At 55.1% G+C, this 12,521-nt stretch carries 8 protein-coding genes; 2 read left to right on the top strand and 6 right to left on the bottom strand.

The window, feature by feature from the left end; translation table 11 throughout:
* Positions 1-13 precede the first annotated feature (13 nt).
* Both KGP26_RS21235 and KGP26_RS21230 read left to right on the top strand, forming a co-directional pair.
* On the top strand, positions 14-1,924 hold the full coding sequence (locus KGP26_RS21235; protein WP_223664585.1) for an FAD/NAD(P)-binding protein: 1,911 nt from the start codon (positions 14-16) through the stop codon (positions 1,922-1,924).
* Entirely contained in the window at positions 1,921-3,102 is a 1,182-nt protein-coding gene (locus KGP26_RS21230; protein WP_223664584.1) for a cytochrome c, read from the top strand. Before KGP26_RS21235 ends, KGP26_RS21230 begins: the two co-directional genes overlap by 4 nt.
* Positions 3,103-3,143: 41 nt before the next feature.
* On the opposite strand, the gene KGP26_RS21225 is transcribed toward KGP26_RS21230, so the two are convergent.
* From KGP26_RS21225 to KGP26_RS21200, 6 genes are all read right to left on the bottom strand, one after another.
* Positions 3,144-3,323: an RHS repeat-associated core domain-containing protein gene (locus tag KGP26_RS21225; RefSeq protein WP_223664583.1), complete on the bottom strand. Its 180-nt coding sequence runs from the start codon at positions 3,321-3,323 to the stop codon at positions 3,144-3,146.
* Positions 3,324-3,653: 330 nt separating this feature from the next.
* Positions 3,654-4,025 (bottom strand): hypothetical protein, encoded by a 372-nt coding sequence (locus KGP26_RS21220; RefSeq protein ID WP_051363183.1) that lies wholly within the window; start codon positions 4,023-4,025, stop codon positions 3,654-3,656.
* Positions 4,022-5,986 carry an RHS repeat-associated core domain-containing protein gene (locus KGP26_RS21215; protein WP_223664582.1) on the bottom strand — a complete coding sequence of 655 codons (1,965 nt, stop codon included), beginning with the start codon at positions 5,984-5,986 and terminating at the stop codon, positions 4,022-4,024. The genes KGP26_RS21220 and KGP26_RS21215 overlap by 4 nt, the downstream gene beginning before the upstream one ends.
* Before the next feature lie 189 nt (positions 5,987-6,175).
* Positions 6,176-6,499 (bottom strand): hypothetical protein, encoded by a 324-nt coding sequence (locus tag KGP26_RS21210; protein WP_115160488.1) that lies wholly within the window; start codon positions 6,497-6,499, stop codon positions 6,176-6,178.
* Positions 6,496-11,523, bottom strand: a complete 5,028-nt coding sequence (locus KGP26_RS21205) for an RHS repeat-associated core domain-containing protein (RefSeq protein WP_223664581.1) — start codon at positions 11,521-11,523, stop codon at positions 6,496-6,498. The genes KGP26_RS21210 and KGP26_RS21205 overlap by 4 nt, the downstream gene beginning before the upstream one ends.
* 10 nt (positions 11,524-11,533) lie before the next feature.
* Positions 11,534-12,319: a DUF4123 domain-containing protein gene (locus KGP26_RS21200; RefSeq protein WP_223664580.1), complete on the bottom strand. Its 786-nt coding sequence runs from the start codon at positions 12,317-12,319 to the stop codon at positions 11,534-11,536.
* Positions 12,320-12,521: the final 202 nt, after the last annotated feature.

The following is a 12,521-nucleotide window of genomic DNA, read 5'->3' as shown; positions in this document are numbered from 1 at the left end:
AAAGGACGCTTTTATGGCTATCACCCGTCGCGATTTTCTTAATGGGGTGGCGATCACCATCGCCGCCGGGCTTACGCCGATGCAGATCCTGCGCGCATCGCCGCAAGCCGCCCATCAAACTCTGTATTACCCACCAGCGTTAACTGGCCTGCGCGGCAATCATCCAGGCTCATTCGAACATGCCCATCAACTGGGGCGTGATGGCAAAACCTTTGATTTTGGCAACCTGCCGATCGAAGAAGAATTCGATCTGGTGATCGTCGGCGCTGGCATCAGCGGCCTGGCGGCGGCCTGTTTCTGGCAGCAAATGAAGGGCAAACAGCAACGTATTTTGCTGATTGATAACCATGATGACTTTGGCGGCCACGCCAAGCGTAACGAATTCAGCAGCGAGAACGGCACCCTCCTCGGTTACGGGGGCAGCGAATCGTTACAGTCGCCACGTTCCAACTTCAGCCCGGTAGCCATGGGGTTGCTGAAAAATCTGGGCGTTAGCCTGGACGGTATGGAAAAGGCCTTCGACACCACTTTCTATCCGGACCTCAATCTCAGCCGTGGCGTCTACTTTGATCGCCAGAACTTTGGCGTTGATAAGGTAGTGAGTGGCGATCCGGGCCGAGTGGTGGCGGATGATATTCCGCGTGATCGCCTCAATGGTCGTTCTTATGAAGATTTTATCAACGACTTCCCGTTGCCGCAGGCCGATCGCCAGGCCTTGATTGCGCTGCACACCGTCGAAAAAGACTACCTGCCGGGCCTGAGCCAGGAAGAGAAGGTGGCCTGGTTGGACAAGCACAGCTATAGCCAGTTCCTGCGCGAGAAAGTGGGGCTGAGCGAAATGGCGATCCGCTATTTCCAGCAAACCACCAACGATTTCCAGGCCGTCGGCATTGATGCGACCTCTTGCAGCGATGCCCGCATCTGTGATCTGCCAGGCCTGAACGGCATGAACCTGCCGCCGTTGGATGAGGAATCGCAGGCCGATCTTGACGATCCCTATGTATTCCACTTCCCGGATGGCAACGCTACGCTGGCTCGCCTAATGGTGCGTCATTTGATCCCGGCGGTGGCACCGGGTGGCAAAGATATGAACGACGTCATCCTGGCAAAGTTTGATTACAGCCAGCTGGATCGCCCCGAGTCGCCGGTGAAACTACGCTTGAACAGCACCGGGCTGCACGTGGCCAACGTGGGTGATAAGGCCGAGGTGACCTATATCAACGGCGAGAAGATGGTCAAAGTACGGGCCGGGCAAGTGGTGATGGCCGGTTACAATATGATGATCCCTTATCTGATCCCGGAAATGTCTCACGAGCAGCAAGAGGCGCTGAAGCAGAACGTCAAATCGCCATTGGTGTACAGTAAGGTGGTGATCCGCAACTGGCAGCCGTTTATCAAACTGGGAGTGCACGAAGTGTATGCCCCGACCGCGCCTTATAGCCGGGTGAAATTGGACTACCCGGTAAGCATGGGGGGATATCAGCACCCACGCGATCCAAACCAGCCTATCGGGCTGCATATGGTGTATGTGCCGACATTGCCCGGCAGCGGCCTTAGCCCGCGTGAACAGTCGCGCAAAGGGCGAGCGTTGTTGCTAGGAACCCCGTTTGAGGTACACGAGCAGATGATCCGTGAGCAGCTGCAGGGCATGTTAGGTGATGCCGGATTTGATCATCAGCGGGATATTCAGGCGATCACCGTCAACCGCTGGTCGCACGGTTACTCCTATTTCCTCAACGGTATGTTCGATGATGAAGATGAGTCCCAAAAGATCATCGAAACCGCGCGGCAACCGATCGGCAAGATCGTCATTGCCAATTCCGATTCCGACTGGAGCCCGTATGCCAACTCGGCGATCGATCAGGCTTGGCGAGCCGTGAATGAACTGGCCTACGGCAAGGTTGCTGCCAAGGAGGGGGTATGACATTACGTCCGTGGTATCTGATGCTGTTGCTGGCTGGTGGCTCGGCTCACGCCATGTCCGCCGGGGAATACGTGGCCAAGGCAGGGGACTGTACGGCTTGCCATACCGCTCCGGGTGGTAAGGAACTGGCGGGCGGGATGAAGTTCCCAACGCCGGTAGGGGATATCTATGCCACCAATATTACGCCCGATAAACAGCAAGGTATTGGCAGCTACAGCTTTGCAGAGTTCGATCGTGCCATGCGGCAGGGCGTGGCCAAAGATGGGCATCGTCTGTATCCCGCCATGCCTTATACCTCCTACGCCAAAATGAGCGAGCAGGACATGCGTGCTCTGTATGACTACCTGATGCACGAAGTCCCGGCGCAAGACACTGCCAACCGGGAAAGCGATATCAGCTGGCCGCTGTCCATGCGTTGGCCGTTAGCGGTATGGAATACGCTGTTCCATGAAGACCAAACCTATCAGCCAGACAGTAAGCAAAGCGCCCAGTGGAATCGCGGTGCTTATCTGGTACAGGGGCTGGGCCACTGTGGCAGTTGCCATACTCCGCGCGGCTGGGCGATGCAGGAAAAAGGGCTGGATAACCAATCCCCTGAGTTCCTGAGCGGCGCAGAGTTGGATGGTTGGTATGCCCCGAGCCTGCGTGGGTTGAAGCCGGATGATGTGGTTGCGCTGCTGAAAAGCGGCCGCAGCCAACATGCGGCTGTGGCCGGGCCGATGAGCGACGTGGTGGCGCACAGCACGCAATACCTCAGCGATGACGATTTAAAGGCTATCGCGCAGTATGTACACAGCCTGGAGATAGAGGCACCGAAACCTGTAGCAACCATGGCGGCATCAAGCGCGAGCATGGCTTCTGGCGGGCAGATCTATGCGATGTACTGTTCAACTTGCCATGGCAATCAGGGGGAGGGGAGCGACAACGTCATACCTGCTCTGGCGGGCAATCTGTCGGTGACGGCGGATAATCCGCTGACCGCCTTGCGCGTGGTGCTGGAAGGAGCGCATACGCCGGTCACCCAACATGCACCATCGATCGTTATGCCGGGCTATGGCTGGGTGCTCAACGATCAGAAGGCTGCCGATCTGATGAGCTATCTGCGCGGGAGCTGGGGGAACCAGGCTGCGCCGGTGACGGCGGAACAGGTACGGGATGCGTGGAAGCGGACTAAATAACAGGGGGGTAGGGGCGCAGCGTTTTGCGCCCTTAGATCCTGTTAGATAGGTTGATCTATACCTTGACTATTCGGAACACTAGTCAACCCCAGCGGATCGACCCACCCGGTAGGGTTAGGCACGTACTGAGTTTGGTTCAGCCCACCAGCCAGCCCAATTGGGTCAGGGGTGATAAACCTTGCGGTCTCCGGCGAGTAATAGCGATACCGGTTATAGTACAACCCGCTTTCAGCATCGAACTACTGCCCCTGAAAACGTAACGGCTGCGGCACAGATTCAACGAACGCTACCGCCAGATTGCCGTTGACCAGTTCCTGTGGGGGCTCAGGTAGTCATTCAGGTAGTCGCGCCGCGCCTTTTCCCGGCAACTGCAAAGCTGCCGGGATTGTACATGTAGCTTTATCGGTCGCCAGGTGCGGCGGTTTGGGTCACCCGTCGTAAAGATATCATCATCGTCGGCACATTCTGCCACGATCCGTTTACCCTGCCAGTAGCTCGGCCTCATCGTAACCGTATGCCAGCGGCCAATATTGACGCAATTTGTTAAAGGGTTAGTAATACATATTTATTTCCCATGTGGTACTATCAAAAACTCTCAATAATACCATGCAATTATCTAGCTCGTTACTTTCTATACAACTATATGGCATTGGGGATGTGACAGCAGCCAATGTACATGACATGATATCTATTAATGATTCAGCCAATAAAATCATCTCATCCCAGGTCAATTCAAATCCAGTATCTTTAGATAAAACCAAGTCCTCGAACTCAGGCATTGAAAGGCCAAAGGGCGCCACCCCAACTCCTTCAAACTCATAAATACACCATGTCCATTCATTTTTTGGTATTTTTGCTAATAAATCAGATAGTTTAATTTTCATTCCATTATCTGAAAACATTTTTCCTTTTATAATATTCATTTTGGCATCACCAATTCTACTGCAGGCCCATGTTGAGGAGTACCTCCCGTAGGGTTTGGAAGATAATCGTGTTGATGAGGATTAGGGTGTTCTTTAGGGCGGCCATGATCTGTGAAGTCAATATCTCGTATTGGGACTAACTTCCCATTATCATCGTATCCCCACTCTCTGGCTTGAGTATACTCCCCTTTTCGCCCCTTTTTTGTCCCCAATTGAGTATGCGGAAGTTCGACATCAGGTACTGGATTGCCATAGCTATCCCGAGGTAATGGGCGATCAGGCCTATATTTACCAAATGTCTCCGGGCAATCTCCAGGAACACTAGTCAACCCCAGCGGATCGACCCACCCGGTAGGGTTAGGCACGTACTGCGTCTGGTTTAGCCCACCAGCCAGCCCAATTGGGTCAGGCGTGATAAACCTTGCGGTCTCCGGCGAGTAATAACGATACCGGTTATAGTGCAACCCGCTTTCTGCATCGAAGTACTGCCCCTGAAAACGCAGTGGTTGCGGCACAGATTCAACGAACGCTACCGCCAGATTGCCGTAGGCGCGGTACGCCGCGCTCCAGGCAATCTGTCCTTTGCCATTGACCAGTTCCTGCGGGGTACCCAGGTGGTCATTCAGGTAGTAGTAAATCTCCGACTTGCGTCCTTTGCCCAGTAACTGCGCCAGCGGCACAAAGCTGTCGGGGCTGTACAGGTAGCTTTTATAGGTCGCCAGGTGCGCCGGTTTTGGATCGTCCGCTGTGAAGATATTATCATCGTCGGCGCATTCTGCCACCATCCGCTCACCCTGCCAGAAGAACCGGGTTACGGCATCAGGCCGTTGGGCTAGCAGGTCCTGCTTTTGGATGCGTCGACCAAAGGCATCATAGGTATAGGCAAAATGGGTTTTCTGCCCCTGGCGTTGTTCAATGAACTCCACCAGCCGGTGCTGGCAGTCATAACGGAACTCCCGCACCCACAGTGGCTTGGTGCTGCGCACTTCACGTGTCAGGTTGCCAAACTCGTCATACTCGAACCGCACATCGCCTTTCTGCTTCAGCAGGTTGCCACGCACTTGTGTTCCACGGGAGGCAGCATCGTTCCCCAATACGTTACCCGCTGCATCGTGCGTAAATTGTTCACTGATACCCCGCCAGCGCAGCGCCTGCGGCAAGGCTTCGGGGTAGGCTATCGGGTGGTGCAGCGCTTCGGTCAGGCGATGTTGCTTATCGTAGCGGTATTCCCGGTTGCCCTTGTGCGGGTCGAGGATCTGCGTCAGGTTGCCTGCCGGGTCGTACTCGTAGCGGCGCTGCATCACCGGCGTCACGTCTGGGGCGTCACCCTCCATTTCTGCCTGGACCACTGCGGTAGCCCGTTGATGGCGCAGGCGTTGCTGCGCGTCATAATCAAACTCGCTTACCACCTCACCGGTGATGCGCCGGGTTTCCCGCTCGCCGCGATACTGGTGTTCACTGAGTATGCGGCCATTCAGGTCAATGCGTGAGACTTGCCCCTGTTGGTAGTGGTAAGCCAGCAGGTTGCCATCGGGCAGGCGTTGGCGTGTCAGGTTGCCCGCGCTGTCATAGCCGTAAAACAGGCTGGCAAAGCCCTGATACTCCTCCGTCAGTCGACCAATTTCATCGTAACCGTATGCCAGCGGCCAATGCCCGTCATCCACCAGGCGCAGGCGGTTAAAGGTGTCGTAGGCGTAACTGACTTCCTTGCCGTCCGGCAATACTTTACGAACTAGCCTCCCGGCAGCATCCCGCTCGTAGCGAGTCACCAGCGCGGTCTGTTCACTCTGGCTAGTGCCGTACTCGGTGCGCTGGGTCAGGTGCCCGTTAAGGTCGTAGTTATAGAGGAAGTGGCGTCCGTCAACGGTGTGCTCTTCACTCACCAACCCGTTGGGGTGATAGTCCAGCCGATGATGTTCACCGTTCTGGTTGATGCCTGCACCGGCACTATAGTGGGTCATCAACCGATGATCTTTGCCCCACCACTCAACCGCTAGGTTACTAAAGCGGCTATAGCAAAAATGGTGAGCGGCATAAATTGCCAGCAGGTTGCGGCATACCGCAACCTAGCATCCCGGCCTTTACACACCAAATTAACACCATGTATGTGATGTCTGATGTGGTTAATTTAAATTTGAAAAATATAATAATTAACCATTATGCCGTCTCTTCCGAATAAGTTCATCATAATGCTCAGGCGTATGAATCAAAGTTTGCATGTCTTCATAATGGCCTCGACACCTAATATCTATGTAGTCATCAGGAACTTCAACCACCGTTGCTATAAAACCACTCTTAACATCCCCAAAGCATATATACGCTTCCTCATTATCTTCTATTTCCTTTATGAATGACGCCTGTTCATTAGCGTTTCCATTTGGCTTCCATTTACCAAAAACATCAAAGTTATCGACTATCGGATTGATCATTTCACCAATACAGACACCTTTCCAATAAACCATATTATTATTCATTCTAACCCCCTTTTAACATCTGTGATCTCAAAACCTGACTTGCTAGCACCTTTCCCCTTAGGTGGAACATATAAATCTTTGATACCAAACTCATTCATCTCTTCATCCTTAAATCTTGCTGGTTTGGTTCTCCCCCCCCGAGCTTCAAGCTCCAAGTTAAAATCAAGTCCTCCACTTCTTGGCCCTTTAATGGTTATCATCTCAACATTTCGCCCAGCATTCAATTGATCAATAAAGTCGGCCTCTGCGGCGGCCTTATCAAACGTCGTTGATATTACTGGGCTGCTCCCCCCACCACCTTGGGCATGTTGCATAGCATTAACTGCTGCAGCAGGATCGTCTGACTCTATTTTAGCGAGTAATTTTTTACGCTGATTGTTAGCCTGCAATATAGATTTACCTTTCTCACGCTCACGCAAGAATGCACCACCTAAAACAATATCTGAATTAGGTCTCACGGGTTGAACTCGATAAACCTCAACTAATTCTTCACCCGCATGCGCTCTTACTCCTGTGCCCGGCGGCTCCGGGCAATCTCCAGGAACACTAGTCAACCCCAGCGGATCGACCCACCCGGTAGGGTTAGGCACGTACTGCGTCTGGTTTAGCCCACCAGCCAGCCCAATTGGGTCAGGCGTGATAAACCTTGCGGTCTCCGGCGAGTAATAACGATACCGGTTATAGTGCAACCCGCTTTCAGCATCGAAGTACTGCCCCTGAAAACGCAGTGGTTGCGGCACAGATTCAACGAACGCTACCGCCAGATTGCCGTAGGCGCGGTACGCCGCGCTCCAGGCAATCTGTCCTTTGCCGTTGACCAGTTCCTGCGGGGTGCCCAGATGGTCATTCAGGTAGTAGTAAATCTCCGACTTGCGTCCTTTGCCCAGTAACTGCGCCAGCGGCACAAAGCTGTCGGGGCTGTACAGGTAACTTTTATAGGTAGCCAGGTGCGCCGGTTTTGGGTCATCCGTTGTGAAGATATTATCATCGTCGGCGCATTCTGCCACCATCCGCTCACCCTGCCAGAAGAACCGGGTTATGGCATCAGGCCGTTGGGCTAGCAGATCCTGCTTTTGGATGCGTCGACCAAAGGCATCATAGGTATAGGCAAAGTGGGTTTTCTGCCCCTGGCGTTGTTCAATAAACTCCACCAGCCGATGCTGGCAGTCATAACGGAACTCCCGCACCCACAGTGGCTTGGTGCTGCGCACTTCACGTGTCAGGTTGCCAAATTCGTCATACTCGAACCGCACATCGCCTTTCTGCTTCAGCAGGTTGCCACGCACTTGTGTTCCACGGGAGGCAGCATCGTTTCCCAATACGTTACCCGCTGCATCGTGCGTAAACTGTTCACTGATACCCCGCCAGCGCAGCGCCTGCGGCAAGGCTTCAGGGTAGGCTATCGGGTGGTGCAGCGCTTCGGTCAGGCGATGCTGCTTATCGTAACGGTATTCCCGGTTGCCTTTGTGCGGGTCGAGGATCTGCGTCAGGTTGCCTGCCGGATCGTACTCGTAGCGGCGCTGCATCACCGGCGTCACGTCTGGGGCGTCACCCTCCATTTCTGCCTGTACCACGGCGGTAGACCGTTGATGGCGCAGGCGTTGCTGCCCGTCATAATCAAACTCGTTTACCACCTCACCGGTGATGCGCCGGATTTCCTGCTCACCGCGATATTGGTGATCACTCAGCACCTGACCATTGAGTGCAATACGCGAGACCTGCCCCTGTTGGTACTGGTAGGCCAAAATGTTGCCGTCGGGCAGGCGTTGGCGCGTCAGGTTGCCCGCGTTGTCATAGCCGTAAAACAGGCTGGCAAAGCCCTGATATTCCTCCGTCAGTCGACCAACCTCATCATAGCCGTACGCCAATGGCCAATGCCCGTCATCCACCAGGCGCAGGCGGTTAAAGCTGTCGTAGCCGTAGTTGACTTCCTTGCCGTCTGGCAACACCTTGCGCACCAGTCTCCCGGCAGCGCCCCGCTCATAGCGGGTGATCAGCGCGGTCTGTTCGCTCTGGCTGGTGCCGTACTCGGTGCGCTGGGTCAGGTGCCCGTTCAGGTCGTAGTCATAGAAGAAGTGGCGGCCGTCAATGGTGTGTTCTTCACTCACCAGGCCATTGGGGTAATAGGCCAACCGATGGTGTTCACCGTTCTGGTTGATGATGTCACTGACGAAGTTCTTCGGGTTGTCATAGCGGTATTCCACCTGACTGAGGTCGGGGTAAATGACCCGGCTCACCAGATGGGAGTTTGGATGATACTCATACTGGGTGGTGAGCCCTTTTTCGTCACGCTCGCTGGTCACCTTGCCGTAGGCGTTATAGCGGTACTGCCGCACCGTGCCGTCCGGTGAGTGGATGGCTTCCAGACGGTTGGCTGCGTTCCAGGTATAACGGGTGCCGTTGACCCCGGCCTCGTCCAATGGGCTGTCGCTGTGCCGGATCACTTGCCCCAGCAGGTTGTAACGATAATAGTGGGTCAGCCCGTTGCGTTGATGATGCTCCAACACTTGGCCAAAGGCATCGCGAACGAAGCGCTCGCGGCTGCCATCCGGGTATTGCACCTCGTTGAGTGCCCCTTGCGCAGACCACAGGTAGTGGCAGGTATTGCCCAACGCATCGGTTTCTTCCGTCAGGTTGCCCTGCGTGTCGTAGCGATACCGTTCCCGGATCTTGTCCTCCTGATCGAGGCTCCAGGTGGTTTTCTCTACGACCCGGCCACGCGAATAACGGTATTGGGTCTCTTGTCCGTCAGGAGTGCGCACCCAGGTGCACTGCAGTTCACCGTTATAGCCATATTCGGTGCGGTTGCCCAACGGATCGGTTTCACTCAGCAGCTCACTGCGTTCACCGTATTCATTGAGGTGGGTCGCGCCGTCTGGGTCGACCTTCTTTATCAGGCGGCGAAAGCGGGTGTCATGTTGCCAGGTCTCCCGTGAACCGTCCTGATGAACCAGGGTGACGGCCCCGGGTTGCTCATCCCACAGAAAACGCTGGTCAAAGTTAGGCAGGTTGCTCCAATGGCGCACCGCACGGGCCTGTTTGCCTTCCCCTTGCCATTCCCAATAAAACTCAGCCCCGCCGGCCAACTGCCGCAGGCTGAACACATAATCATCACGATACTGATAGCGCTCGGCCTCCCCGGCCGCATTGATAGCGGCACTCAGTTGCCCCCGCTCATCGTACTCATAGGTCATCAGCGGGTGGAGAGCCTCTTCCCGACCCGATTCTGGGGTCAGGCTCAGTTGCGTCAGGCGCCAGCCCTGAGGTAGCTCCTGATAGCTGAACTGCAAGGCCGCACCAGCCGGATGTTCCAGCCGAACAGGTAAGCCATCGTGATAATGCAGGGTCAACCGCAACTGGCGGTGTGAAAGGCCGGTGATGCGCCCGGTCGTTTGCCCCGTAACCCGATGCACATGCAGCACCCAGCCTTCCATGCTACCGGCCATCAGGCAGTAGCTATCGGGCTCCTCGTCCAGATAGGCGGCGGCCCCGGCTACATAATTAAGCCCACTAGGGGAAACTTCGGTAGGTAACGGCAGAATGGTGGTGAGGGTTTGATGATCGGTCCAGTGCAGTTCATCGCCGATAAACTCGACGGTATGCTGCAGACTATGGCTCCAGCCAAAACCAAACACCGACGTGCGTTCGACAGCGGTGGTGCGGTACTGACGCTGGAAGATAAAGGGCGTCAGGCCAATCAGTTGCCCATCGTCCAGAGTAAGCAACTCTTCGCCGTTGATCAGCGAGACCGGGCAGCCGGTTTTTCCCGTGCACTGCGAGTTCACCGTGGGCTGGTCAGCCGCATTTGTCGCGGGGTTGTTTTTCACCGTGCCTGAGTTATCCACCAGACCAGTATGGTTTGACGAACCCAGCTGGTTTTTCCGATCCTGTTTCAACTTGGCATTGGCCTGGCGCTTGAGGTTCAGTTGGCGGGTCTTCTCAAAGAACCGTTTGACCAGTTCCAGGGTGGCAAACAGAATCGTCTTCAGCCCCTGCCAGACAGACTGCAATGCGTTGCCCAGTTTCTTGAGCAATCTGCCTACCTTATAGATCAGGAACGCCACGCCCAACCCGGCGGTCACCAGGGTCAGCAGTGCCCCGAAGACAATACCGACCAACGCATCGCTGATAATGGAACCTCCTATTTTTACCATCGGTTCCAGTAGTGCGCCCCAAGGGTACATACGCACTTGCAGTTCCACTGAGCGCATAAACAGGTACAGCGCAGCTTCATCATTGAACAGCGCCAACAGCTCGCGGGCCATCTGCTTGCTGCCTTCCAGCAGCGACTTCAGCTTCTGTTCATCTACCTGGGTGATCAGATCCTTATACTTACCCGCTTCCGCATAGATTTTCTGCCCGTACTTTGCGGGGTCGGTGATCACGTCGTAGGCCAGTTTCACGTCGTCCCACAGCCCAAACATGCCGTCGTACAGCCCAGCGCCCAGCGCGGTCAACAGGCCGGCATTGATTGGGCTCAGCTGCCACTGCGGCCTGTAGGTCTGCCATTGCGTTGACAAGGTGTCGTACATCTCCAGCATCAGGCCGTCATAGGCTTGCAGCATCTGGTCATTGTGCTGCTCCAGCTGGGGATCGGTGGCTTTAACGTAATATTTCTTGCCCGCAGTCAGACCAGGGAAACGCGCTATGCCTTGCTCATCGGTCTGCTGGGTAGCCACCTTCGAGTCAAAACCAAAACTGACATCTTCATAGATCTCAATGGTTACATCGGGGATGGGCAGTTCGAGTGTGGACTCATAGGCGAGGGCCACCTTGATCTCGCCACTCTTCGGGCAGGTCACTACGCTACTCTCAAAGCTGCGATCGTTTTCCGAGACTACGGTCTTGCTGTCGTTGAGCCGCAGGGTTTTTTCCATCTCCAGCGTCGGCCCACCTAATCGCCCGGAAATGCTGCTGGCCGTGGCCCATTCCTTGACGATCTGCCGATACTCTTGGGTGATCAGGGCCTTGTTTTTGAAGCCCAGCAAGGCATTGTCAATACTCGCAATATATTCGGTCGTCATAGTCCATTACTCACGGTCGAAAAGAGGAAACGTTGAAGGTGATCACCTCGAACGGATTGGTACGGCGGCTCAGTGCATCTACCAGAGCCTGGGATAGCCGTGCGGTTCGCTTCTTCGGATCTGGCGTCTGTTGCCAGACCTGCGGGTAAAGCCGCAGCGCTATCTGGCGCAGAACCGGTTCTGGCACGGCTTGATAGAGTTCAAACTCATTCTCGCGCAGCCAGGCCAGTTGGTTGGCGATCAGCGGTTCTGGATCTTCATCCAGCAGAGCATCCACCATCCCTTGGGGCACCTGCCACCAGGGGCTGATCTGGGCCTGCGCAGAAGGATATACCGGGCAGGTAAAACCCTCGCCGTTCACCCAGTAATCGGAGAATACCGGCAGGATAGAGCGCCACTCATTGCCAAAGTAGCGCAGGTAAGCTGGCAGATAGCGCCCATCCCAATAGCGGAAAAACACCGCTTTGCCGCTGGGCATGATCACCTGTGTCAAACCGGCAAGGTGGGCCGCCAGGGCAGCCTGCGGCAACGGCGAACGTGCCAGCCAGCCCCAGTTGCGTAAAGGGGTTTCTGCCACCCAGCGTAAGAATGGGCTGCCTTCGTTTAGCTGCACCAGTACCGGCATCACTTCAAACCAGTTGGCATAGGGCGTATTGGCGTAAAGCCCGTGCGGCGTGCGGCTGCCGTCCTCACGGTAATAGGCCTTGATGCCTTGCGCACCATGGGTATTGGCCAGGATGGCATACAACGGTGTAACCGCCGTGTTTCTTACCCAGTCCTGTACGGTCTGTTGCATCTCTGTACCTCCTTGAAGATGACGCAAATAGTGAGTCCACTGATGCGATCAACGTACACTTTCCATAATTAACAACGTGAATGAACAGCTATGGCTGCCAAAAAAGGTATTAGCCTGACGGGAGTATGGCGAGAGTGGCGGGTCAGATTACTGGCGAAAATACAGCGGGATGCTGAAAGCTGGATCATCCTTGCGCTCCATG

The sequence above is a fragment of the Serratia sp. JSRIV002 genome (assembly GCF_019968725.1).
Lineage (GTDB): Bacteria > Pseudomonadota > Gammaproteobacteria > Enterobacterales > Enterobacteriaceae > Chania > Chania fonticola_B.
Note: the sequence above shows the minus strand (reverse complement) of the source record. Positions and strands in the feature narration are given on the sequence as shown.

Coding starts and splice junctions, on each gene's coding strand:
- KGP26_RS21205 (WP_223664581.1), bottom strand. CDS start 11,523: ATGACGACCGAATATATTGCGAGTATTGACAATGCCTTGCTGGGCTTC.
- KGP26_RS21230 (WP_223664584.1), top strand. CDS start 1,921: ATGACATTACGTCCGTGGTATCTGATGCTGTTGCTGGCTGGTGGCTCG.
- KGP26_RS21215 (WP_223664582.1), bottom strand. CDS start 5,986: ATGACCCACTATAGTGCCGGTGCAGGCATCAACCAGAACGGTGAACAT.
- KGP26_RS21235 (WP_223664585.1), top strand. CDS start 14: ATGGCTATCACCCGTCGCGATTTTCTTAATGGGGTGGCGATCACCATC.
- KGP26_RS21210 (WP_115160488.1), bottom strand. CDS start 6,499: ATGAATAATAATATGGTTTATTGGAAAGGTGTCTGTATTGGTGAAATG.
- KGP26_RS21200 (WP_223664580.1), bottom strand. CDS start 12,319: ATGCAACAGACCGTACAGGACTGGGTAAGAAACACGGCGGTTACACCG.
- KGP26_RS21220 (WP_051363183.1), bottom strand. CDS start 4,025: ATGAATATTATAAAAGGAAAAATGTTTTCAGATAATGGAATGAAAATT.